This window comes from Streptomyces sp. Y7 (assembly GCF_043195415.1).
Taxonomy (GTDB): Bacteria; Actinomycetota; Actinomycetes; order Streptomycetales; family Streptomycetaceae; genus Streptomyces.
Genome location: NZ_JBIDDQ010000001.1, coordinates 976,374 through 999,536, shown reverse-complemented (window position 1 = coordinate 999,536; position 23,163 = coordinate 976,374). Strand labels below are relative to the sequence as shown.

The 23,163-nt window shown below is 72.9% G+C and carries 19 protein-coding genes and 1 pseudogene; 14 read left to right on the top strand and 6 right to left on the bottom strand.

The window, feature by feature from the left end:
- Positions 1–30: 30 nt before the first annotated feature.
- The 5 genes from ACGFW6_RS04225 to ACGFW6_RS04205 form a co-directional block, all read right to left on the bottom strand.
- On the bottom strand, positions 31–336 hold the full coding sequence (locus ACGFW6_RS04225; RefSeq protein WP_393504460.1) for a DUF4429 domain-containing protein: 306 nt from the start codon (positions 334–336) through the stop codon (positions 31–33).
- Between the two features lie 138 nt (positions 337–474).
- Positions 475–1,176: a response regulator gene (locus tag ACGFW6_RS04220; RefSeq protein WP_393504458.1), complete on the bottom strand. Its 702-nt coding sequence runs from the start codon at positions 1,174–1,176 to the stop codon at positions 475–477.
- A gap of 169 nt (positions 1,177–1,345) precedes the next feature.
- Positions 1,346–2,023: a CBS domain-containing protein gene (locus tag ACGFW6_RS04215; RefSeq protein WP_393504456.1), complete on the bottom strand. Its 678-nt coding sequence runs from the start codon at positions 2,021–2,023 to the stop codon at positions 1,346–1,348.
- 24 nt (positions 2,024–2,047) lie between these two features.
- Entirely contained in the window at positions 2,048–2,512 is a 465-nt protein-coding gene (locus ACGFW6_RS04210) for a cyclic nucleotide-binding domain-containing protein (protein ID WP_393504454.1), read from the bottom strand.
- A 123-nt stretch (positions 2,513–2,635) separates the two neighbouring features.
- Positions 2,636–4,357: a SulP family inorganic anion transporter gene (locus ACGFW6_RS04205; RefSeq protein ID WP_393504452.1), complete on the bottom strand. Its 1,722-nt coding sequence runs from the start codon at positions 4,355–4,357 to the stop codon at positions 2,636–2,638.
- Between the two features lie 305 nt (positions 4,358–4,662).
- Here ACGFW6_RS04205 and ACGFW6_RS04200 point away from each other — a divergent pair, with 305 nt between their 5' ends.
- From ACGFW6_RS04200 to ACGFW6_RS04185, 4 genes are all read left to right on the top strand, one after another.
- Positions 4,663–5,580 carry a universal stress protein gene (locus ACGFW6_RS04200; RefSeq protein ID WP_393504450.1) on the top strand — a complete coding sequence of 306 codons (918 nt, stop codon included), beginning with the start codon at positions 4,663–4,665 and terminating at the stop codon, positions 5,578–5,580.
- Positions 5,581–5,592: 12 nt separating this feature from the next.
- Positions 5,593–6,459: a universal stress protein gene (locus ACGFW6_RS04195; RefSeq protein ID WP_393504448.1), complete on the top strand. Its 867-nt coding sequence runs from the start codon at positions 5,593–5,595 to the stop codon at positions 6,457–6,459.
- Between the two features lie 112 nt (positions 6,460–6,571).
- Positions 6,572–8,953, top strand: coding sequence for a phosphoketolase (locus tag ACGFW6_RS04190; RefSeq protein WP_393504446.1), 2,382 nt, complete (start codon positions 6,572–6,574; stop codon positions 8,951–8,953).
- A gap of 385 nt (positions 8,954–9,338) precedes the next feature.
- Complete coding sequence (locus ACGFW6_RS04185; RefSeq protein ID WP_393504444.1) at positions 9,339–10,412, top strand: zinc-dependent alcohol dehydrogenase family protein; 1,074 nt, start codon at positions 9,339–9,341, stop codon at positions 10,410–10,412.
- Positions 10,413–10,509: 97 nt separating this feature from the next.
- On the opposite strand, the gene ACGFW6_RS04180 is transcribed toward ACGFW6_RS04185, so the two are convergent.
- On the bottom strand, positions 10,510–11,007 hold the full coding sequence (locus ACGFW6_RS04180) for a pyridoxamine 5'-phosphate oxidase family protein (RefSeq protein WP_393504442.1): 498 nt from the start codon (positions 11,005–11,007) through the stop codon (positions 10,510–10,512).
- A gap of 492 nt (positions 11,008–11,499) precedes the next feature.
- Between ACGFW6_RS04180 and ACGFW6_RS04175 the strand changes: the two genes are divergently transcribed.
- The 10 genes and pseudogenes from ACGFW6_RS04175 to ACGFW6_RS04130 all read left to right on the top strand — a co-directional run bounded on the left by ACGFW6_RS04175 (position 11,500) and on the right by ACGFW6_RS04130 (position 23,156).
- A complete protein-coding gene (locus ACGFW6_RS04175; protein ID WP_393504440.1) occupies positions 11,500–13,227 on the top strand; it encodes a GAF domain-containing protein in 1,728 nt (575 codons plus the stop codon).
- A gap of 144 nt (positions 13,228–13,371) precedes the next feature.
- Positions 13,372–14,241 carry a universal stress protein gene (locus ACGFW6_RS04170; RefSeq protein ID WP_393504438.1) on the top strand — a complete coding sequence of 290 codons (870 nt, stop codon included), beginning with the start codon at positions 13,372–13,374 and terminating at the stop codon, positions 14,239–14,241.
- Between the two features lie 225 nt (positions 14,242–14,466).
- Complete coding sequence (locus ACGFW6_RS04165) at positions 14,467–15,633, top strand: acyl-CoA dehydrogenase family protein (protein ID WP_393504436.1); 1,167 nt, start codon at positions 14,467–14,469, stop codon at positions 15,631–15,633.
- 103 nt (positions 15,634–15,736) lie between these two features.
- Complete coding sequence (locus ACGFW6_RS04160) at positions 15,737–16,483, top strand: SOS response-associated peptidase (protein ID WP_393504434.1); 747 nt, start codon at positions 15,737–15,739, stop codon at positions 16,481–16,483.
- A gap of 141 nt (positions 16,484–16,624) precedes the next feature.
- Entirely contained in the window at positions 16,625–17,542 is a 918-nt protein-coding gene (locus ACGFW6_RS04155; protein ID WP_393504432.1) for a metal ABC transporter solute-binding protein, Zn/Mn family, read from the top strand.
- A 38-nt stretch (positions 17,543–17,580) separates the two neighbouring features.
- Positions 17,581–18,377 (top strand): annotated as a pseudogene (locus ACGFW6_RS04150) (metal ABC transporter ATP-binding protein).
- Positions 18,374–19,246 (top strand): metal ABC transporter permease, encoded by an 873-nt coding sequence (locus tag ACGFW6_RS04145; protein ID WP_393504430.1) that lies wholly within the window; start codon positions 18,374–18,376, stop codon positions 19,244–19,246. Before ACGFW6_RS04150 ends, ACGFW6_RS04145 begins: the two are co-directional and overlap by 4 nt.
- A gap of 46 nt (positions 19,247–19,292) precedes the next feature.
- Positions 19,293–21,269 (top strand): heavy metal translocating P-type ATPase, encoded by a 1,977-nt coding sequence (locus ACGFW6_RS04140; protein WP_393504428.1) that lies wholly within the window; start codon positions 19,293–19,295, stop codon positions 21,267–21,269.
- Positions 21,270–21,456: 187 nt separating this feature from the next.
- A complete protein-coding gene (locus tag ACGFW6_RS04135) occupies positions 21,457–22,173 on the top strand; it encodes a transcriptional regulator (protein WP_393504426.1) in 717 nt (238 codons plus the stop codon).
- A complete protein-coding gene (locus ACGFW6_RS04130; RefSeq protein WP_393504424.1) occupies positions 22,170–23,156 on the top strand; it encodes a pyridoxal-phosphate dependent enzyme in 987 nt (328 codons plus the stop codon). The genes ACGFW6_RS04135 and ACGFW6_RS04130 overlap by 4 nt, the downstream gene beginning before the upstream one ends.
- The last annotated feature ends 7 nt before the right edge of the window (positions 23,157–23,163 follow it).

The following is a 23,163-nucleotide window of genomic DNA, read 5'->3' as shown; positions in this document are numbered from 1 at the left end:
AGGTGGGTTGCGGCGAACCCCCGTCGCCGGCTAGCCGCGGGCCTGCTCCACGGCGGCCAGCAGTTGGGCGGCATCGGCGTTCCGGTCCTTGCCGAAGTCCACACGATGCTCGTCGCGAAGGACGCGCTCGCTCCTGCCTTCCCGGGTGACGAGGGCCTTCGGGACGCTGAACTGCAGGTGCCCGTTACGCCACGATCCCCCGGACCTGTAGCGGGAGGCTGTGACATCGGCTGCGCGGAAGCGGACGGTTGCCTCCTGCGGCGTCGCGGGGTTCCTGCTGACGGTGATCCAGCCGTCCTCGAACCGGATCAAGGCCATCACGCATGTGATCTCCACGGCGTCATCCCCCTCGCGGTAGTCGCTGGAGGGGATATGGCAGCACTGTTCAAGGCGAAGCGGAAGGGCGTGAGACGGGAAGCCCCGGAGATGAGTGCGCTGATGCCGGCCCTTGCTTCCGGGCACCGTGTGGTGCGCTCACCGGGTCGGACGGTCGCCGTTGTCCGGCTGCTCCAGGTGGGAGGCCAGGACCGCCGCCTGGACGCGGCGCTGTACGCCCAGCTTGGCCAGCAGCCGTGAGATGTGGTTCTTGACGGTCTTCTCCGAGAGATAGAGCTTCTTGCCGATCTCGCGGTTGGTCAGGCCGTCACCGATGAGGGCGAGGATGTCCCGCTCACGAGGGGACAGGCTCGCCAGCTCCGGGGGCACGGCCGGTGTCTCGGCGGGATCGGCGCGCAGCGAGCGCATCAGGCGGGCCGTCGTCGCGGGGTCCAGCATGGACTGGCCCGAGGCGACCGTGCGGACCGCCGAGACCAGGTCGGAGCCCCTGATCTGCTTGAGGACGTATCCCGAGGCGCCGGCCATGATCGCGTCGAGCAGGGCGTCCTCGTCGTCGAACGACGTCAGCATCAGACAGGCCAGCTCCGGCATCTGGCTGCGCAGTTCACGGCAGACGGTGATGCCGTCGCCGTCCGGGAGGCGTACGTCGAGCACGGCGACGTGCGGGCGCAGGGCCGGGCCGCGGACCAGTGCGTGCTCGACGGTGTCCGCGTCGCCGACCACGGAGATGTCCGGTTCGGCGTCGAGCAGGTCGGTCAGGCCCCGGCGTACGACCTCGTGGTCGTCCAGCAGGAACACGCGGATCGGGTTCTGCTCCGTGAAGGCGCCTTGCCCAGTCATGACGACCCCTTGTGCCCGGTGTGGCTTCTGATGACGATCATCGCTCGCCGGGGCCGGACGCACCAGGGCCGACCGGCCCCACTCGGCCACGAGAACCGGCCCGCTCGGCCACGAGAACCGGCCCCGCTCGGCCACGAGGAGTGCCCCTGTCGGCCCGGGCCAGGCACCTTCACCGGCTCGTGACGGCGCTGTCGCTCACCCCCAGAGGGGCTTCCAGGGCGAAGTCCACGTCGACCACTCCCTCGACGGCACGGATCAGACGGGCGGCGACGGGGATCAGGGACGTGTCCCGGACGCGCCCGGCGAGGCTCACCACACCGTCCTGAACCTCGACCCGGATCGCCGCGGACGACACGGGGAACAGATGGGCGACCACCTCGCGCCGCGCCTCCTCGGCGATCTCGTCGTCGCCGCGCAGGAAGACCTTCAGCAGGTCGGACCGGCTGACGACGCCCTCCAGCATGCCCAGCTCGTTGACCACCGGCAGCCGCTTGACCTTGGCGCGGGCCATGGTCCGGGCGGCCTGGGCCAGCGTGGCGTCCGGGCGCGTGGTGAGCGCCGGTGCGGTCATCAGCTCCTCCGCCGTGATCGCGCCGGCCTTCGCCAGGTCGGACAGCCGGCGCAGCTGGGTGTACCGGTCGGGGTCGCTGTCGCGGAACTCCTCCTTGGGCAGCAGGTCGGCCTCGGAGACGACACCGACCACCCGGCCCTCGCCCTCCAGCACCGGCAGGGCGCTGACCTTCCAGTCCTGCATCAGCCGCACGATCTCCACGAACGTGGCCCGGCGGCCGACCGCGGCGACGGTGTGGGTCATCACGTCGCTGACGATGTGCGGATTGCCGTACATGATCGCTCCTCCTCGCGTGCCGGGTCAGACGGTGCTGCCGGCGCCGTACGGGGCGTACAGGTCCAGCAGCCTGGTCCGGGCCGAGCGCAGCCGGTGCGCCAGCACGTCGCCGACCCACTGCGCGATCGCGTTGCCCAGCGCCGGATCCTCCCGGCACATCGTGCGCACGGTCGCCGCGTCGAACTCGTACGCCCGCACGGGGGTCGTCGTCGCGGCGCCCAGGTGCCAGACGTGCGGGGTGAACAGCCAGGACCAGCCGACGAGTTCGTTGTGCCGCAGGCTCTCGATGACGGCCGGCCGGCGGCCCGGTACGCGCATGTCGAGTTCGACGGTGCCGGTGCGGATGATCCAGAACCGGTCGGCCCTGCCGCCCTCCTCGAACAGGCGCGTCCCTTCCGCGAAGGACACCTCACGGGCCATGTGCATGAGCCGTTGCCGGTGTTCGGCCGGCAGCGCCCGCAGCATGCTGGGCGTAGGGGTGGTGATCATGGCGTGCCTCCCGACGGGGTGCAGGGACTTCCACTGCCAGCGTCCGCCCGCCGGGCACGGTGGACCATGGGCCACCCGGCCCCTGGCCACGGGCCATCCGGCTCCGGCCGGCCCGGGCCCCGTCTACCGGTCGCCCGACCACGCCCGGTACGCGGAGACCGCGGTCGGCAGCGTCGGGAAGATCCGGTCCGCGCCGACCGAGTCCGCGAGGCCGTACGCCCGGAGCTCCTCCAGAAGGTCCTGCTTCACGCGGGCGAGGGCGAACACGATCCCGCGGTCCGTGAGCTCACGGCGCAGCTCGTCGACGGCGTCCAGCGCCGTGATGTCGACCTCCACATTGGCCTCGGCGTTGAGGACGAACCAGCGGACCCGGGTGGTCTGCTCGTCCACGGCCGCAAGGGCGCGGCGGCGGAAGTTCTCGGCGTTGGCGAAGAACAGCGGGGAGTCGTAGCGGTAGACCAGCAGCCCCGGGATGGTGCGGGCGGTCGGGTAGTCGTCGACGTCGTGCATGCCGGCGATCCCGGGCACCACGCCCTGGACCGCGTCGTGCGGCCGGGCGACCCTGCTCAGCAGCTCGGCCACCGACAGGCCGACCGCGACGAGGACGCCGTACAGGATGTCCAGGGCGAGTACGCCGGCCAGGCAGCCGAGCGCGAGCAGGAGTTCGCGGCGGCGGAACGACGCCAGGCGGCGGAAGCCCGCGAGGTCGATCATGCGCACCGCCGCGTACACGACGAGCGCGCCGAGCACGGCGGACGGTGTGCGGCTGAGCAGCGGGCTGAGGAAGAGCAGCACAGCGAGGACCACGGCTCCGGCGACCAGCGAGTACACCTGACTGCGCGCGCCCGACGAGGAGGCGAGCGCCGTACGGCTCGCGCTGCTGCTGACGGGGAAGCCGTGCAGGGCGGCGGCGCCGAGGTTGGCCGCGCCCAGCGCCAGGAACTCCTGGTCGGCGTCGAGCTCGGGGCCGTCGTCCGCGTCGTCCGCGGAGCCGGAGAACGCCCGCGCGGTCAGGATGAAGTCCGTGTAACCGACCAGGAGTACGCCGAGGGCGGGCAGCACCAGACCCGGCACCTCGGCCCAGTCCGGCCCGGCGAGTCCGGGCAGGCCCGAGGGGATGTCGCCGATCACCTTGACGCCGTGCCGCTCGTCCAGGTCGAACAGCACCACGACGAGCGTGCCGAGGATCACCGCGAGCAGCGGACCGGGCACGGCACGGGCGTACCTCGCCATGAGGAAGAGCAGGACGAGCGCGGCGGCCGAGAGCAGGACCGTGGGCGCGTGGGCCTCGGCGAGGTCGCCCGCGAACGACCACACCTGGGGGAAGAACTTGGATCCCGTCGTCTCGACCCCGGTCAGCTTGGTGAGCTGGTCCGCCATCATGATCAGCGCCACGCCCGCCATGTAGCCGATCAGCACCGGCCGGGAGAGCAGGTCCGCGAGGAAGCCGAGCCGCACCGCCCGCGCGACCAGACACAGCAGACCGACCGTGACCGCGAGGGTGACGGCCAGGGTGGCGTACCGGTCGGGGTCGCCGGCGGCGAGCGGGGCGACCACGGTGGCCGTCATCAGCGCGGTCGTGGACTCGGGGCCGACGGACAGCAGGCGCGAGGATCCGAACAGCGCGTAGAGGACCAGCGCGGGCAGGATCGCCCACAGTCCGGCGACCGGCGGCAGCCCGGCCACGCCCGCGTACGCCATCACCTGCGGGACGAGATACGCCGCGACGGTGACGCCGGCGAGGACGTCGCCGCGCAGCCAGGAGCGCCGGTAGCCGAGGAGGGTGACGACTCCCGGCACCAGACGCCGCCACTGCGCAACGTGCCCGTTCTTGCCCTGCTCCATCGGCCACCTTTCTCCTTCGGGCCTCAGGATCCACCGGCGTGCCCACGGCCGCGGGAGGTGAACCGATCCCGGCCGAGCATGCACCCCGACGAGCCCTCCCGGCACCTCCGTTCAGCCCACCGCCGCCTCGACGGCGCCCCCGTCGTCCCCGCGTCCGGGCCGGACCGCCTCCGGCGCGCCGCGGCGAACGGCGAGGGCCGGTCGGCCCCTTGCAGGGACTAGCGGCCCCTGCCGGGCGGGGCAACCCATGGACGACGCTCGGATCGGGACCCCGACCCAGGCCCCCCGACTCAGGAGGTGGAACCATGACCCGCACCGTCACTCTCAGCGTGACCGCCGGTCTCGACGGCTCGCGTGAGAGCCGCGCGGCGGCCGAGTGGGCGGCTCGCGAAGCACAGTTGCTCGGTCTGCCGCTGAAACTGGTCCAAGTGTGGGAGCCCGTACCGGAACCCATGGCGCAGGCGCCCCTCCTCGGAGCCGAGACCCAGCAGCACTGGACCGAACGCATTCCGCGGGACGCGGCCGAAGGCATCCGGGCGCGCCACCCCGGCCTGGCCGTACAGGTCGAGCAGTTGTCCGGGCAGCCCGCCGAGGTGCTGGCCGACGAGGCGAAGGACGCCGAGCTTCTCGTCCTCGGCTCCCGCGGACTCAGCGGTCTGCGGGGGTTCCTCGTCGGCTCGGTCGGACTCTCCGTCGTGGCCCGCGCCGACCGGCCGGTCGTGCTGGTCCGCGCCGGCGAACAGGCCGCCGACGAGCACGAGAGCGACCCCGTCGGCATCCCGTCGGCCGCGACCCCGTTCCGGCCCGTCGTCCTCGGCCTCGACATCGACAGCCCCGACCGGGAGCTGATCGAGTTCGCGTTCGCCGCCGCCGCCCGCCGGGGCACCTCCCTGCGGGTCGTACACGGCTGGAACCCGCCCCCGTACTACGCTTACGGCCTGTCCGCGGACCTCGAACTCCATGCGTCCCTCGCACAGCGCGAGACCACGGTCCTGACCGAGGTCATGCGCCCGTGGCGCAAGAAGTTCCCGGAGGTCGAGGTCACCGAGGAATCCCACTACGGCACCCCCGGCAGCCATCTCGTCGACGCCTCCCGCGAAGCCTCTCTGGTCGTCGTCGGACGCCGGATCCGCCGCGGTCCGCTGGGCGCCCACATCGGTCCCGTCACCCACGCCGTGCTCCATCACGCCGTGGCCCCCGTCGCCGTCGTACCGCACAACTGAGGGAGTCGAGCCATGAGGGCGACGGACCTGCCGATCGTCGTCGGCGTCGACGGCTCGGAGCCCGGCCTGCGGGCCGTCGACTGGGCCGCCGACGAGGCCGCGCTGCGCGGCCTGCCGCTGCGGCTGGTGTACGCCTCGCTGTGGGAGCGGTACGAGGGCGACGCGCTCGCCCACGACCTGGGCAGACCGTCCGGACAAGTGCGGGCCCAGGACGTCGTCACGACCGCGGCCCGGCGCGCCCACCGCCGCCAGGCCGACGTGAAGGTCCTGACCGACACGCTGCCCGAGGAACCCGAGTACGCGCTGGTGCGGGAGAGCCGCAGCGCGGCGCTGCTGGTGACGGGCACCCGAGGCCGCGGCGGTATGGCGGAGGCACTGCTCGGCTCCGTGAGTCTGACCGTCGCCGGGCACGCGCACTGCCCGATGGTCGTCGTGCGCGGCGGCCACGACCACGCGGTCCGGCCCGGCGGCCGGATCGTCGTGGGGGTCGGCGCGGAGGCACCGGTACGGTTCGCCTTCGAGGAGGCGCGGCTGCGCGGAGCGTCGGTGGACGCCGTACGGGCCTGGCGGGTCCCCGCCCGGGAGACCACCGATCACCCACTGCTCGCCGGCGCACCCGCCCGACTGCACGAGCAGCAGGCCGCGCAGGCCCTGGAAGCAGCCCTGCGGGGGACACCGGCCGATGTCGAGGTGCACCGGCGGCTCGTGGAGGGCCACGCCAGGACCGTGCTGGCGGACGCCTCCCGCGACGCCGACCTGCTCATAGTCGGCGCCCGGCGCCGTCCGCGGCACTTCGGGCTCCAACTGGGCCGTGTGGCCCACGGGGTGCTGCATCACTCCGTCTGCCCGGTCGTCGTCGTGCCCGAGCACGAGGGATGAGGCGCACCGGGGTACCCGGCCGGGCGAACAGCCGACCGACTTTCACTTCGATCACCGACCAGCCCTGAAAACAAGGCAGTTCGAAACAACGACGACTTGCGGAGTCGCCTCCATGTCCAAGGCCGAGCACCAGGACACCACCGAACTCTCCGACGACGAGCTGCGCACGCTGGACGCCCACTGGCGGGCCGCCAACTACCTGGCCGCGGGCCAGATCTACCTGATGTCCAACCCTCTGCTGACCGAGCCGCTGACGCCGGAACACATCAAGCCGCGGCTCCTCGGCCACTGGGGCACCTCACCGGGCCTGAACCTCGTGTACACCCACCTCAACCGGGTGATCGGGGCGCGCGGCCTCGACACCCTGTGCGTGTGGGGTCCGGGACACGGAGGGCCGTCCGTGCTCGCCGGGTCCTGGCTGGACGGCAGCTACAGCGAGACCTACCCGGACGTGTCGCGCGACGGCGAGGGGATGGCGCGGCTGTTCCGGCAGTTCTCCTTCCCGGGCGGCGTGCCGAGCCATGTGGCCCCCGAAGTGCCGGGATCCATCCACGAGGGCGGCGAGCTCGGCTACTCCCTCGCCCACGCCTACGGCGCCGCCTTCGACAACCCGGACCTGCTCGTCGCCTGTGTGATCGGCGACGGCGAGGCGGAGACCGGGCCGCTGGCCGCCTCCTGGCACTCCAACAAGTTCCTCGACCCCGTCCACGACGGCGCCGTCCTGCCGATCCTGCACCTCAACGGCTACAAGATCGCCAATCCGACGGTGCTGTCCCGGCTGCCCGTCGCCGAACTCGACCAGCTCCTGCGCGGCTACGGCCACGACCCGCTCCACGTCACCGGTGACGACCCCGCCACCGTCCACCGGGCGATGGCCCGCGCCCTCGACGAGGCGCTGGACCGGATCGCGCTCATGCAACGGTCGGCCCGGGACGGCGGCGTCGCCGAGCGCGTGCACTGGCCGATGATCGTGCTGCGCACACCGAAGGGCTGGACCGGCCCCGCAGAGGTCGACGGCCTGCCGGTGGAGGGAACCTGGCGCGCCCATCAGGTCCCGCTCGCCGGGGTGCGGGAGAACCCGGAGCACCTGCGGCAGCTGGAGGCATGGCTGCGCTCCTACCGGCCCGAGGAACTCTTCCACCCGGACGGCAGGCCCGTCGACGACGTCCTCGCCTGCGTCCCCGACGGCTCCCGCCGCCTGGGCGCCACGCCGTACGCCAACGGCGGGCTCATGGTGCGGGACCTGCCGATCGACTCCCTCGACTCCTTCGCCGTACCCGTCGACAAGCCCGGCGCGACCCTGCACGAGCCGACCCGGGTCCTCGGGGACCTGCTGAGCCAGGTCATGCGGGACACCCGCACCCGCCGTGACTTCCGGGTCGTCGGCCCGGACGAGACCGCCTCCAACCGGCTTCAGGCGCTCTACGACGCCAGCGGCAAGGCGTGGCAGGCGGAGACCCTGCCGGTCGACGAACACCTCGACCGGCACGGCCGTGTGCTGGAGATCCTGTCCGAACACACCTGTCAGGGCTGGCTGGAGGGCTACCTCCTGACCGGACGGCACGGACTGTTCTCCTGCTACGAGGCCTTCGTCCACATCGTCGACTCCATGGTCAACCAGCACATCAAGTGGCTCAGGACGGCCCGGCGGCTGCCCTGGCGCGCCCCCATCGCCTCCCTCAACTACCTGCTGACCTCGCACGTCTGGCGGCAGGACCACAACGGCTTCTCGCATCAGGACCCCGGGTTCGTCGATCACGTGCTGAACAAGAGCCCCGAGGTCGTCCGGGTCTATCTGCCGCCGGACGCCAACACCCTGCTCTCCGTCGCCGATCACGCGCTGCGCAGCCGCGACTACGTCAATGTGATCGTCGCCGGCAAGCAGCCCTGCTTCGACTGGCTGTCCATGGACGCCGCCCGCGTCCACTGCGCGCGCGGCGCGGGCATCTGGGACTGGGCCGGCACGGAGAACGGCGACGAACCGGACGTGGTGCTCGCCTGCGCCGGGGACGTGCCCACGCAGGAGGTGCTGGCCGCCGCGCAACTGCTGCGCCGGCACCTGCCCGGCGTCGCGGTGCGGGTGGTCAACGTCGTCGACATGACCCGGCTCATGCCGCGCGAGGAACACCCGCACGGCATGACCGACTTCGAGTACGACGGCCTGTTCACCGCCGACAAACCGGTGATCTTCGCGTACCACGGCTACCCGTGGCTGATCCACCGCCTCGCCTACCGCCGTGCCGGCCACCGGAACCTGCATGTGCGCGGCTACAAGGAGTCCGGCACCACGACCACACCCTTCGACATGGTCGTCCGTAACGACCTCGACCGTTTCCGCCTGGTCATGGACGTCATCGACCGTGTCCCCGGCCTCGCCGTGCGCGCCGCCGCCTTGCGCCAGCAGATGGCCGACGCCCGCACCCGGCACCACGAGTGGATCCGGGAGCACGGCACCGACCTGCCCGAGATCGCCGAGTGGACCTGGAGCACCTGACGGACCCGGAGGGGGCCGGCGCCGCCGATCGCCGGTCCCCTCCGTCAGGGCCCGCCGGGGTACCGCGTTCCGGGCCGAACGGCCACCGGGACGGCCCCGGGCGACCCATCGGAGCCGACGGTCGTCCGCGGCACGGTGGGAACGAAGACCGAGGAGTGGGCGGGGCGCGTGGCCGCCGAGCTGCGGTAGCGCGGAGGTAGGGAGGTAGAGGTACCCCTTCCGGTCCCGCCGGCGTCCCGTCCGGCCCAAGCGGGGTCCGCGCATTCGCGCCAAGCTGGAACTGCGGGGCGATTCCGGCACAGGGGAGCCGGTGGGCGCGTACCGCCCGCGAGACCTCCCCGTCGGGCCCGCGTTCCGCGACACGTCGAGTGGGGTGAGGAGCGTCATGAAAGGCTACGTGTTCCACGGCGCCGGACAGTCCGCCTGGGAAGAGGTCCCGGACCCGGCCATCAAGGAGCCCACCGACGCCATCGTGCGCGTCGGAGCGGTCACCATCTGCGGCACGGACCTGCATATCCTCAAGGGCGACGTGCCCGAGGTACAGCCCGGCACCGTCCTCGGCCACGAGGCGGTCGGCGAGATCGTCGAGGCCGGCAGCGACGTACGGACCGTGCGGCCCGGGGACCGGGTCCTGGTCTCCTGCATCACCTCGTGCGGGCGCTGCTCCTACTGCCGTCGGGCGGCGTACGGCCAGTGCCGGGGCGGTGGCGGCTGGATCCTCGGGCATCTGATCGACGGCACCCAGGCCGAGTACGTCCGCGTGCCCCACGCCGACCTGTCCGTGCACCCGCTGCCCGGTGCCATGGACAGCAAGGACGCCGTGCTGCTGGCCGACATCCTCCCGACGTCCTACGAGGTGGGTGTGCTCAACGGGCACGTCCGGCCCGGCGACACCGTCGTCGTGGTCGGCGCCGGGCCCATCGGGCTGGCGGCCATCGCCACCGCCCGGCTGTTCTCGCCCGAACGGATCGTCGCCGTCGACCTGGCCCCCTCCCGTCTGGAGGCCGCCCGGCAGCTCGGCGCCGACGCGGTGGCCGACGCCGGCGAGGCCCCGGAACAGCTCGTCACCGATCTGACGGACGGGCTCGGCGCGGACGTCGTCATCGAGGCGGTCGGCGTGCCGGGGACCTTCGAGCTGTGCACCAGGATGGTCCGGCCCGGCGGGCGCGTCGCCAACGTCGGCGTGCACGGTGCCCCCGCGACCCTGCACCTCGAAGACCTGTGGATCAAGAACATCACCATCACGACCGGCCTGGTCGACACCTACTCCACCCCGACCCTGCTGCGGATGACGGCCGCCGGCCGGCTGCCCACCTCACAGCTGGTCACCCACGCCTTCCCGCTGGACCTCATGGAGGAGGCGTACGACGTGTTCGGCGGCGCCGCCGACACCGGGGCCCTGAAGGTCGTGCTGGGCGAGGAGCGGCACCAGGAGGTCCTCCCCGTGAGCGGCACCTGAGAGAGGGGGAACCCGAGTCGCGGACGGAACGGCCCCGCCCCGCGGGGCCGTTCGCCGTGTTCGCGAGGCGGTGCGTGCGGGTGACCGCCGACGAGGTTCAGGCGGCGCCCGGGCTGCGGTCCGCGGTGAGGAGCATGCCCGTGACGAGGTCCGGACGGATGCGGACGGCCTGGTCCATCGTCTGATCCACCCACGGCCGCACCAGCGTCCGGCAGCGGGCGAGATCGTCGGGGTCGGTCACCAGCCGGGCGTACCCGGTCACCACCACGCTCCAGCCGAGATGGGTCAGCGGGTCGATGGCGTCGGCCTCGTAGGCGACGACGACCCCCGGATCGTCGGCCCGCCGGGCGTGCGAGGTCAGGGCGGCGCCCTCGTGGGTGCGGATGACGATGTCCCCGCCGTCCAGGGCGTGGTTGACCGGGCGTACGGTCGGCAGGGCGTGGCGCGTGAAGACGATCCTGCCGAGCGAGACGCTGCCCAGCAGCCGCAGCGCCTCGGTGCCGTCGAGCTCGATGCGGTGGCGCGGACCTGAAAGGGCCGGCCGGCTGTCGTCGTCGTGGACCATGACGGGCTTCCGTTGGGGTGCGTTGCTCATGGACTGGGTCTGCACAGGCACGGAGCGACACCGCGGGGGATCGGTGCCGCTCCTGTCTCCACCCTCTCTCGCGTCACCGCCGGGTGCCAGGGCCGATGGGCCCCGATCACGGTCCGGACGGCCCGGCCGCGTCAAATCGGCCAGGTTCCCGTCCCCGTCGTCCGGCGGACCCGCCGGGTCCCGGCGGCAGGGGTCGAGGTCGTGCGGATGACGGACCATGGCGCTGCGCTCCTCGGGTCGGCCGGTCCCGCCCGGCACTGCGGACGCGTCGCAGGTCCACCGTCGGACGCGGACAGGGCGGACCGCCAGGTACCGACCGTCCCCGGCGACAGGGCCGAACGGCCCGGAGTGCCGCCTCGTACGCGCCGGGACACGCGCCGGACCACGGCTGCGACGGGTCCGATTCCGTACCGTCGCGCGCCGCGGGCCGGTAGCGTGACCGGTGTCCGGAGCGGTCGGTGTCCGACCGCCCACGGAACGGAGGAGACGCAGGTGGGAAGCTCCGAGGAGCCCCGGGAGGCCCGCATTCGGCTGCCGCAGCTGAGGCTGGACGAGCTGCTGGAGGAGCTCCAGGCCCGGCTGGACGCGGCCCGCGGCACCCGCGACCGGGTGCACAGCCTGCTGGAGGCCGTGCTCTCCGTCGGCCGGGAGCTCGACCTGGAACAGGCGCTGCACAGCATCGTGGAGGCCGCCGCGGTGCTGGTCGACGCCGAGTACGCCGCCCTCGGGGTGATCGGCCCCGACGGCAAGCGGCTGTCGGGCTTCCACACCGTCGGGATCGCCGAGGAGCAGATCGCCAGGATCGGGCACTACCCGGAGGGCCACGGCATCCTCGGCGAGCTCATCCACCACCCCGAGCCGCTGCGCCTGGCGAAGATCTCCGAGCATCCGGCGTCGTACGGCTTCCCGCCGAACCACCCGCCGATGAACACCTTCCTCGGCGTCCCCATCCGGGTGCGCGACCAGATCTTCGGCAATCTGTACCTGACCGAGAAGCGGGGCGGGGCGCAGTTCGACGAGGAGGACGTCGCCGTGACGTCGACCCTCGCGGTCGCGGCGGGCGTCGCCATCGACAACGCCCGCCTCTACGAGGAGTCCCGGCTGCGCGAGCGATGGCTGCGGGCGACGGCGGAGATCACCCACACCCTGATGTCCGGCGCCGAGCGCGGCGAGGTGCTCGGACTGATCGCCGACCGCGCCCGGGAGATCACGGGCGCGGCGCTGGCCGTGGTCGCGATGCCGATGGAGGACACCGACTCGCTCGGCGTGGAGCTCGCCATCGGGGTGGAGGCGCAGGCGCTGCGCGGACTGGTGCTGCCCGGCGACAGCGGCCTGCTCGGCGAGGCCTTCTCCACGGCCGCTCCCGCCATCAGCCCGGACGTCTTCCAGGACGAACGGATCTCGGCGGGGCTCCCGCGCCTCACCGGCCTGGGACCGGCCGTCGCCGTTCCCGTCGGCACGGGGGAGGGCGGAGTGCGGGGTGTCGTGCTGCTCGTCCGCGGAGCGGGGCGGACCGTGTTCACGGGCAAGGGGATCGAACCGCTGCAGGGCTTCGCCGCGCAGGCCGCCGTCGCCATGGAGCTCGCGGAACGCCGCCAGGACGCGGCCGAGGTCGCCGTGCTCAAGGACCGCGACCGCATCGCCCGTGACCTGCACGACCTGGCCATCCAGCGGCTGTTCGCCACCGGGATGACCCTGCAGAGCGCGGGCCGCTTCATCGAGCACCCGGAGGCGTCCGAGCGTGTGGTGCGCGCCGTCGACGACCTCGACGAGACCATCAAGATCATCAGGTCGACCATCTTCGGCCTGCGCTCACGCGAGGGCGTCGCCGGGGCCGGGCTGCGGGCGCGCGTGGTGCGGCTCGCCGGCGAGGCGGCACCGGTCCTGGGGTTCGCACCCAGCGTGCGCATGGAGGGCCTGGTGGACACACAGGTGCCGCGCGAGATCGCCGACCACGTGATCGCCGTGCTGTCCGAGGCACTCACCAACATCGCCCGCCACGCCCACGCCGCCCGCGCCGACGTCTCCCTCACCGCCGACTCCCGTCAGGTCCGCCTCACCGTCGGGGACAACGGCGTCGGCATCCCGGACGGCGGGCGCCGCAGCGGGCTGCGCAACATGGCCGAGCGGGCGCGGCACCTCGGCGGAGCACTGGAACTGAGCAGTCCGCAGGGCGGCGGCACCACGCTGGTGTGGTGGGTGCCGATACCGGCCGAGTAGCTCCCCGGTCGGCACCCGCCCGGATGGGCCGAACGGCCTCCGCATTGCCCCATCCGCCTCTCGTGACCGCCCCCGACGGGTGCGACGGTGAGATCAGAGCCCCGGCTGCCCGGCACGGCAGCCCGGCAAGAGGTGGTGAGGACGATGACACTCCCCCTGGTCGTAGGCGTCGACGGATCGGACGCGAGCCTGCCGGCCGTCGACTGGGCCGTGGACGAGGCAGCCCGCGGCGAGCGGCCACTGCGGCTGGTGTACGCCTCCCTCTGGGAGCGCTACGAGGGGGCCGTACCGTCGACCGGACGGGAACGCCCCGCCGAACGCGTGCCGGCCGAGCACATCGTCGCCGCGGCCGCCGAACGCGCCGCACTGCGCCGACCGGACGTGAGGGTGACGACCGGCATCATCTCTGCGGACCCGGTCGACGCCCTGCTGCACGAGGGCAACAACGCCTTCGCCCTGGTGACGGGAGAGCGCGGCCGGGGCGAGCTGAAGGGACTGCTCCTCGGGTCCGTGAGCCTGGGCGTGGCGGCCCGCGCGCACTGCCCGGTGATCGTGGTCCGGGGCGACGAGACGGGACTGGCCGGCGTGCACGAACAGGTCCTGTTCGGTGCCGGGGACCCGGCGACCGGCGCGCAGGCCGTGCGCTTCGCGCTCCGCGAGGCCGAGGAACGCGGATGCGCCCTGGACGCCGTACGCGCCTGGCGCTGCCCCGCACTCGACGGCGCGTCCGCAATCGCCGACGCGCCCGCGCACGAGCACGCGGAACGCGCGGCGGCCCAGCTCGACGAACTGCTGAGCGAGGCAGTGGCCGAACACCCCGGCGTCCTGGTACGCCGTGCCACCGTCGAGGGCCCGGCCCACCGGATCCTGGTGGAGCGTTCGGCCACGGCCGACCTCGTGGTGATCGGCGCGCGCCACCGGCACGGCCACTTCGGCCTGCAACTCGGCCGCGTCGGCCACACCCTGCTGCACCACGCCCACTGCCCCGTCGCGGTCGTCCCGCAGATGGCGTGAGCGTCCCCGGCACGTCAGGTGTGTGACACGCCGGCAACGAGACCGGAACCCTCTCCGGGCTCGTCGCCGGCTTCTCTCTGCACGTGGTCAAGTCCCGCCCGGCTTCCCGCCGTTGCGCGCATGCGCGTCGCGCGCCCGCTCCCCGCCCCGTGTCGCGGCGTTCCCCGGACCCGGTCATGGGCGACGATGAGGGGGATCCGGCGGGCCCACCGAAGGAGCCGCAGCGTGAGCACCCTCGATCTCCTGTCCGAGGACGAGCAGTTGGTCGTCAGGACCGTGCGGGACTTCGTGGACAAGGAGGTCAGGCCCGTCGCCCGGGAGCTGGAGCACGCCGACACCTATCCCGAGGCGCTCATCGAGCGGATGAAGGAACTCGGCGTCTTCGGCCTCGCCGTCCCCCAGGAGTACGGCGGCACTCCCGTCTCCATGTCGTGCTACGTCCTGGTCACCGAGGAGCTCGCCCGGGGCTGGATGAGCCTGGCCGGCGCGATGGGCGGGCACACCGTCGTCGCCAAGCTGCTGCTGCGCTTCGGCACCGAGGAGCAGCGGCGGCGCCATCTGCCGCGGATGGCCACCGGTGAGACCCGCGCGACGATGGCGCTGACCGAGCCCGGCGGCGGCTCCGACCTCGGGGCGATGCGGACCGTCGCCCGCAGGGACGGTGACGGCTATGCGGTGAACGGCGTGAAGACCTGGATCACCAACTCCCGCCGCTCACAGCTCATCGCCCTGCTGTGCAAAACCGACCCGGACGCCGACCCCGCGCACCGGGGCATGTCCGTCCTGCTCGTCGGGCACGGGCCCGGCCTGACGGTCTCCCGCGATCTGCCCAGGCTCGGCTACAAGGGCGTGGAGAGCTGCGAGCTGTCCTTCGAGGACCATCGCGCACCCGCTGACGCGCTGCTCGGGGGAGTGGAGGGGCGGGGCTTCGCCCAGATGATGAACGGGCTGGAGACCGGCCGCCTCCAGGTCGCCGCCCGGGCCCTCGGCGTGGGCCGCGCCGCCCTGGAGGACGCGCTCGCCCACGCCCGGCAACGCGAGTCCTTCGGCAAGCCGATCTGGCAGCACCAGTCCATCGGCAACTACCTGGCGGACATGGCGACCTCACTCACCGCCGCACGCCAGCTCACCCTGTACGCCGCCCGTCGGGCGGACGCCGGTCACCGGGTGGACATGGAGGCCGGCATGGCGAAGCTGTTCGCCTCCGAGACGGCCCTGCAGATCGCCCTCAACGCCGTCCGCATCCACGGCGGCTACGGCTACTCGACCGAGTTCGACGTCGAGCGCTACTTCCGGGACGCGCCACTGATGATCGTCGGGGAGGGCACCAACGAGATCCAGCGCAACATCATCGCGAGCCGGCTGGTGGAACGCGGAGGACTGGACGTGTGAGCCGCACCGTCCGGCTCACCGCACGACACGAGCGGCCGAGCCGGCGTCACACCCCCGCCCGCGCCGTCAGGACCGGCACCCCCCGCCGTGGCACAGTGGCGGTATGTGCGGCCGCTACGCCTCCACCCGCAGCCCCCAGGACCTGGCCCAGTTGTTCGAGGTCACCCAGTGGCACCCCGAGGAGACCCTCGCGCCGAGTTGGAACGTGGCCCCGACCGACGACGTGTGGGCGGTCCTGGAGCGCGCCCCGCGCGGCGCCGACGAGGACGCTCCGGCCCTGCGCCGGCTGCGGCCGCTGCGCTGGGGCCTGGTGCCCTCCTGGGCGAAGGACGTGAAGATCGGCGCGAGGCTGATCAACGCGCGCGTGGAGACCGTGCACGAGAAGCCCGCCTTCCGCCGCGCGTTCGTCAAGCGCCGCTGCCTGCTGCCGGCCGACGGGTTCTTCGAATGGGACCAGATCAAGGACGCCCGGTCCGGCAAGGTCCGTAAGCAGCCCTACTTCATCCACCCCGAGGACGGGCAGGTCCTGGCCCTCGCCGGTCTGTACGAGTTCTGGCGCGACCCGGCGGTCAAGGACGGCGACGACCCTGCCGCCTGGCTGCTGACCTGCACCATCATCACCACCGAGGCCACCGACGCGGCCGGCCGCATCCACCCCCGCATGCCGCTCGCCCTCACCCCCGAGCACTACGACGCCTGGCTCGACCCCCACCACGAGTCCACCGACGATCTGCGCGCCCTGCTGACCACACCGGCGGACGGCCGGCTGAACGCCCGTCCCGTGTCGCCGGCCGTGAACAGCGTCAGCAACAACGGCCCCCAGCTCCTGGACGAGGTCCCCGCTCCGTGACGACGGCCAAGGTGAGCTCTCGGTAAGGGTTGGCACGCGGGACCGCCCCGGAGCAGTTTTGACATCCATTTTCATTTAGCGTGGAGCCGCCGCCGGGGCGGATCGGGCTCGGCGGACCATTCGCCCTGCTCGGAGGTATCCATGCCCCTGCCCTCGTCCCGCCTGTCCGCGGCCCTGCTGACCTGCACCTGCCTGACCCTCCTCGCGGGCTGCGCCGACTCCCCGGGCGCGCGGAGCTCCGCCGCGTCCTCCGTCATCCCGGTCGTGGCCTCGACGAACGTCTACGGAGACCTGGCCGCGCGCATAGGCGGCGCCAGGGTCCAGGTCACCTCGATCATCAGCGATCCCGACCAGGACCCGCACTCCTACGAGGCCGACACCCGCAACCAACTCGCGCTCTCCCAGGCCGAGGTGGTCATCGAGAACGGCGGCGGCTACGACGACTTCGTCGACCGCATGCTGAAGAGCTCCGACTCGTCCCCCGACGTCGTCAACGCCGTCAAGCTCTCCGGGAAGACCGCCCCGGCGGGCGGCGAGCTCAACGAGCACGTCTGGTACGACCTCCCGACCGTCGCCCGACTCGCCGGCCGGATCGCGGCCGTCCTCGCCGAGGCCGACCCGGCCGACGCCGCCGCCTTCACCGGGAACGCGAAGGACTTCGTCCGCCGGCTCCGGCCGCTGGAACGGACAGAGGCCCGGATCAGGGCCGAGCACGGCGGAGAGGCGGTGGCCATCACCGAGCCCGTTCCGCTGTACATGATCGAGGCCGACGGGCTCAGGAACGCCACACCCGAGGAGTTCAGCGAGGCCGTCGAGGAGGGTGACGACGTCTCACCGAAGATCCTCCAGGACACCCTGGCCCTGTTCACCGGGAAGAAGGTGAGGGCGCTCGTCTACAACGAACAGACCTCCGGCCCGCAGACCGAGAAGGTGCAGCGGGCGGCCGCGGCGGCCGGTGTTCCGGTCGTGCCCGTGACCGAGACCCTGCCCAAGGGCAAGGACTACCTCGGCTGGATGACCGCCAACGTGGACGCGCTCGCGAGCGCGCTGGGCGCGTGACCACCCCCGGCGCGTCCCGCGACGGCGCGCGAGCCACGCTGATCAGCCTGCGACGAGCGGCCCTGTCGTACGGCGAGCGTGAGGTGTGGCGGGATATCGATCTCGACGTGCGGCAGGGCGAGTTCCTCGCCGTGCTCGGGCCCAACGGAGCCGGGAAGACCAGCTTCGTGCGCGCCCTGCTGGGGCAGCGTCCGCTGACCGCCGGCACGCTCACGGTGCTGGGCCGCCCACCCGGACACGGCAGCAGACACATCGGCTACGTCCCCCAGCAGGCGAGCCTGTCCGCGCAGGCGATGCTGCGTGCCCGGGACCTGTCCGTCTCGGTGTCGACGGGCACCGCTTCGGACCCCGGCCGCGCACGGCCGGCGTACGCCGCCGGGTGGACGAGATCCTCGCCTCCGTCGGCGCCTCCGGGTACGCGGACCTGCCCCTCGCCCGGCTCTCCGGCGGCGAACGGCAACGGGTGCGCATCGGACAGGCCCTCGCGGCCGATCCCCGGATCCTGCTCTGCGACGAACCGCTGCTCTCCCTCGACCTGCACCACCAGCGGGCTGTCACGGAACTGATCGACGCCCGGCGCCGCTCCCACGGCACGGCGGTGGTCTTCGTGACCCACGAGATCAACCCCGTGCTGGGCCTGGTGGACCGCGTGCTGTACCTGGCGCGCGGCGGCCACCGCATCGGCGCGCCCGACGAGGTGCTCACCTCCGAGGTGCTGTCGCGGCTGTACGGCACGCAGGTCGACGTCGTCCGCGTCCGCGACCGCGTGGTGGTCGTGGGCGCCACCGGCGAGTCGCCGCACCCCGCCCAACCGCCCCGCGGGGTACGGCCATGACCCATGCAGAGGGGATCTGGCAGCAGATCTTCGCCTTCGACCACTACGGCGAACTGCTCGGCCTGGTCCGCAACTCCCTTGTCGCCGGGGCCGCGCTGGGCCTGGTCGGCGGACTGGTGGGCGTGTTCGTGATCATGCGGGACCTGCCGTTCGCGGTGCACGGGATCAGCGAGTTGTCGTTCGCCGGAGCCTCGGCCGCGCTGCTGCTGGGCGTGAACATCGTGGCCGGCTCGATCGTCGGCTCGCTCGTCGCGGCGGGGGCGATCGGACTGCTCGGCGCGCGGGCCCGGGACCGCAACTCGGTGATCGGCGTCATCATGCCGTTCGGGCTCGGTCTCGGCGTGCTGTTCCTCGCGTTGTACAAGGGTCGCGCGGCGAACAAGTTCGGCCTGCTGACCGGGCAGATCGTCGCCGTCGACACCCCGCAGACGTCCTGGCTGCTCGGCACGTCGGCGGTGGTGCTGGTCGCCCTCGCGCTCATGTGGCGACCGCTCGTCTTCGCCAGCGCCGACGCGGAGGTGGCCGAGGCGCGCGGCGTGCCGGTGCGGGGGCTGTCGTTCGCGTTCATGATCGTGCTGGGACTCGCGGTCGCGCTGTCCGTCCAGACAGTCGGCGCCCTGCTGGTCCTCACCCTGGTCGTCACGCCCGCGGCGGCCGCGGCGCGGATCACGGCCTCGCCGGTGCTGCTTCCCGCCCTGAGCGTGGTGTTCGCGGTGGCCTCCATCGAGGGCGGCATCCTGCTGGCCCTCGGCGGCAGCATCCCCATCAGCCCGTACGTCACGACGATCTCGTTCGGGATCTACCTCGTGTGCAGGCGGGCCGGTCGCCGCCGGGCCCGGGCCGCCGGACGAGCTACCGTGGGAGGCTGACATGAAGACATGAACGGGTCTTCATTTATTCCTCTATGGTGGGGGCATGACTGCCACACTCACCCCACCCGCGGCCGATCCGCACTCCGCGCGCGCCGCGGCCGTCCCGCGGCGGCGCACCCGGCTGCTCGCGCTGCCCGAGGTCCGCTGGGCCGTCGCGGCCACCGCCCTGTTCCTGCTCGCGCTGCCTCTTCAGCTCGGCGGAGCGCCGGCCTGGATCTGGGGTCCGCTGTACGCGCTGTCGTACGCGACCGGCGGCTGGGAGCCGGGCTGGGAGGGGCTCAAGGCGCTCAAGGACAGGACCCTCGACGTCGACCTGCTGATGGTCGTCGCCGCGCTCGGGGCCGCCTCCATCGGGCAGGTCATGGACGGCGCCCTGCTCATCGTCATCTTCGCGACCTCGGGCGCACTGGAGGCGCTCGCCGCCGCCCGCACCGCGGACTCGGTGCGCGGCCTGCTCGACCTGGCGCCCGCGACGGCCACCCGGATCACCTCCGACGGCTCCGAACGAACCGTCGCCGTCGAGGAGTTGACGGTCGGCGACACCGTCCTCGTGCGGCCCGGCGAGCGTGTCGGAGCCGACGGGCGGGTGCTGGCCGGAACCAGCGAGGTGGACCAGGCGAGCATCACCGGTGAACCCCTCCCGGCCGCGAAGGAGCCGGGGGACGAGGTCTTCGCGGGCACCCTCAATGGCACCGGCGCGCTGCGGGTCCGGGTCGAACGGGACGCCTCCGACTCCGTGATCGCCCGCATCGTACGGATGGTGCAGGAGGCGTCCGGGACGAAGGCGCCCACGCAGTTGTTCATCGAGAAGGTCGAACAGCGCTACTCGCTGGGCATGGTGGCCGCGACGCTCGCCGTGTTCGCGGTACCGCTCGCGTTCGGTGAGGCGTTCTCCGAGGCGCTGCTGCGCGCGATGACCTTCATGATCGTGGCCTCGCCGTGCGCGGTCGTCCTGGCCACCATGCCGCCGCTGCTGTCGGCCATCGCCAACGCCGGCCGGCACGGTGTGCTGGTCAAGTCGGCCGTGGTGATGGAGCGCCTGGGTCAGATCGACGCCGTGGCGCTGGACAAGACGGGCACGCTCACCGAGGGGACGCCTCGGGTCGTCGAGGTCCGGCCGCTGCCCGAACGCGGCCTGGACGGGGACGAGTTGCTGGTGCTCGCCGCGGCGGCCGAGCACCCCAGCGAGCACCCACTCGCCCGGGCCGTGGTGGACGCGGCACGCGAGCGCGGTCTCGAACTGCCGGCCGCCGAGGACTTCACGTCCGCGCCCGGGGTCGGCGTCCGCGCCGTCGTCCGGGGCCGCACGGTCGAGGTGGGTGCTCCGGCCCGGCTGCTCGCCGAACCCGACGACGCGGTCATGGCGCTTGCCGGGGAACTGGAGGGGTCCGGCCGTACCGCCGTCCTCGTGGTCGTCGACGGCGGCCCCGCCGGCCTGCTCGGCATCGCCGACCGGCTCCGTCCCGACGCGGCCGTCACCGTGGCCGCCCTGGCCGCCCTCACCGGCACCGCTCCGACCCTCCTGACCGGGGACAATCCCCGGGCGGCCGCCCACCTGGCCGCCGAGGCAGGCATCGAGGAGGTGCGGGCAGGGCTGCTGCCGCAGGACAAGCTGGGCGCGGTGCGGGAGTGGCAGGCCGCGGGCCGCAGGGTGATGGTCGTCGGGGACGGGGTCAACGACGCGCCCGCGCTGGCCGCCGCGCACATCGGCGTCGCCATGGGCCGGGCCGGCTCCGACCTCGCCCTGGAGACCGCCGACGCGGTGGTCGTACGCGACGAACTCGCCGCGGTCCCCGCCACCGTCGCCCTGTCCCGCCGGGCTCGCGACCTCGTCGTGCAGAACCTCGTCATCGCGGGCGTGTTCATCGCCGGCCTCGTCGTCTGGGACCTGGTCGGCACGCTGCCGCTGCCGCTCGGCGTCGCGGGCCACGAGGGCTCCACGGTCCTCGTCGGCCTGAACGGCCTGCGGCTGCTGCGGGACACGGCCTGGAACCGGGCGGTGGCCGAGGGGGTGGGCTGAGCGGGGAGGGGCGGCGGGCCGGTGGCATCGCCGGGCAGGAAGGACTGGGCGGGGAAGGGGCGCGGCTGACTGACCGGGAAGGGCCGGGGGCTCGAATTGGACTGTCAGTACAAGCCTTGGACGGGTAGTCTAGATGCTACAGCTCGGCGCATGCGGTGTCGGGTGCCGGTGGAGCGAGGAGTGCGCGATGGCGGGCGATGAGGCGCTGGAGGCGGAGCGGGACGCGATCGTCGCCGCGCTGAGGCCGGTCGCCGACGGGCTCGTGGCGACGTTCGGGCCGATGTGCGAGGTCGTGCTGCACGACTACCGGCGGCCGGAGGAATCCGTGGTCGCCGTCGCCGGTTCGGTCACCGGGCGGGACGTGGGCGGCGCGATGAGTGAGATCGGCCTGCGGATCGTCGCGCGCGGAGACGGCGCGGGCGACGAGCTGAACTACGTCACCCGGACCGGCGGCGGCAAGCTGGTCAAGGCCTCCACCATGGTCCTGCGCGACTCGACGGGCACGGTGTTCGGTGCCCTGTGTGTCAACCTCGACATCACCGCCGTGAACGACGCCCACGCCCTGCTCGGCGCCCTCGCCGGCATCGGCGCCGCCCCGGCCGAGGTGCCGGTCACCACCTTCGGCAACGACATCGACTCCGTCGTCGACGCCATCCTCGACGCCCACCAGCTCCGGCAGAACGGCAGCTGGGCCGCTCTCGACCGCGCCCGGCGCCTGGAGCTGTTCCGCGGCCTCGACGAGCGGGGCGTGTTCGCCGTGCGGCGCGCGATCGAGCAGGTCGCGGGTCGGCTCGGCATCTCCCGCGCATCCGCCTACAGCTATCTGTCGCAGGCCCGTGCGGAGGCCGGGGCGGCGACCGACCGGACAGCGACCGTCCACACACCCCCTGGAGGACACGCGTGACGACCACGACCCCGCCGGTCACCCTCGACGACGTCCGTGATGCCGCCGAGCGGCTCAAGGGCGTCGCCCACCGCACCCCCGTGCTGCGCTCCCGCACGCTCGACGAGCTCGTCGGCGCCGAGGTCTTCCTCAAGTGCGAGAACTTCCAGCGGGTCGGCGCCTTCAAGTTCCGCGGCGCCTACAACGCCGCCTCCCGCCTGACGCCGGAACAGCTCGGCAGGGGCATCGCCGCCTACTCGTCCGGGAACCACGCCCAGGCCGTCGCCCTGGCCGCCCGGGAACTCGGCACCACGGCCGTCATCGTCATGCCCGAGGACGCCCCGCCCTCGAAGCGCGCGGCGACCGAGGGCTACGGCGCCGAGATCGTCACGTACGACCGCTACACCGGCGACCGGGTCGCGATCGCCGAGGCCCTCGCCGCCGAGCGCGGTCTCACCGTGATCCCGCCTTACGAGCACCCGCACGTCATGGCCGGTCAGGGCACCGCCGCCCTCGAACTCCTGGAGGAGACGGGGGAGCTGGGTGCCCTGCTGACTCCGGTCGGCGGTGGCGGGCTCATGGCCGGCAGCGCCACCGTGGCCAAGGGGCTGTACCCGGACATCCGGACGATCGGTGTCGAACCGGAGGCCGGGGACGACACCAAGCGTTCCCTGGAGGCGGGGCGGCGCGTCAGCATCCCGGTGCCGCACACCATCGCCGACGGACAGGCCCTGCACGTTCCCGGGGAGCTGACCTTCTCCGTGAACCGCCGGCTCGTCGACGCGATCGCGCTGGTCGCCGACGACGAGATCCGGGAGGCGATGCGGTTCGCCTTCGAGCGCTTGAAGATCGTCGTCGAGCCGAGCGGCGCCACCCCGCTTGCCGCGCTGCTCACCGGCCGGGCGGGTGTCCTGCCGCGCCGGATCGGCGTGATCATCTCCGGCGGGAACGTCGACGCCGCACGCTTCGCCGAGCTCTGCGGAACCGGATCCGGGCGAACCTGAGCGGGTG

Coding starts and splice junctions, on each gene's coding strand:
- ACGFW6_RS04220 (WP_393504458.1), bottom strand. CDS start 1,176: ATGACTGGGCAAGGCGCCTTCACGGAGCAGAACCCGATCCGCGTGTTC.
- ACGFW6_RS04215 (WP_393504456.1), bottom strand. CDS start 2,023: ATGTACGGCAATCCGCACATCGTCAGCGACGTGATGACCCACACCGTC.
- ACGFW6_RS04210 (WP_393504454.1), bottom strand. CDS start 2,512: ATGATCACCACCCCTACGCCCAGCATGCTGCGGGCGCTGCCGGCCGAA.
- ACGFW6_RS04205 (WP_393504452.1), bottom strand. CDS start 4,357: ATGGAGCAGGGCAAGAACGGGCACGTTGCGCAGTGGCGGCGTCTGGTG.
- ACGFW6_RS04200 (WP_393504450.1), top strand. CDS start 4,663: ATGACCCGCACCGTCACTCTCAGCGTGACCGCCGGTCTCGACGGCTCG.
- ACGFW6_RS04195 (WP_393504448.1), top strand. CDS start 5,593: ATGAGGGCGACGGACCTGCCGATCGTCGTCGGCGTCGACGGCTCGGAG.
- ACGFW6_RS04190 (WP_393504446.1), top strand. CDS start 6,572: ATGTCCAAGGCCGAGCACCAGGACACCACCGAACTCTCCGACGACGAG.
- ACGFW6_RS04185 (WP_393504444.1), top strand. CDS start 9,339: ATGAAAGGCTACGTGTTCCACGGCGCCGGACAGTCCGCCTGGGAAGAG.
- ACGFW6_RS04180 (WP_393504442.1), bottom strand. CDS start 11,007: ATGAGCAACGCACCCCAACGGAAGCCCGTCATGGTCCACGACGACGAC.
- ACGFW6_RS04170 (WP_393504438.1), top strand. CDS start 13,372: ATGACACTCCCCCTGGTCGTAGGCGTCGACGGATCGGACGCGAGCCTG.
- ACGFW6_RS04160 (WP_393504434.1), top strand. CDS start 15,737: ATGTGCGGCCGCTACGCCTCCACCCGCAGCCCCCAGGACCTGGCCCAG.
- ACGFW6_RS04155 (WP_393504432.1), top strand. CDS start 16,625: ATGCCCCTGCCCTCGTCCCGCCTGTCCGCGGCCCTGCTGACCTGCACC.
- ACGFW6_RS04145 (WP_393504430.1), top strand. CDS start 18,374: ATGACCCATGCAGAGGGGATCTGGCAGCAGATCTTCGCCTTCGACCAC.
- ACGFW6_RS04140 (WP_393504428.1), top strand. CDS start 19,293: ATGACTGCCACACTCACCCCACCCGCGGCCGATCCGCACTCCGCGCGC.
- ACGFW6_RS04135 (WP_393504426.1), top strand. CDS start 21,457: ATGGCGGGCGATGAGGCGCTGGAGGCGGAGCGGGACGCGATCGTCGCC.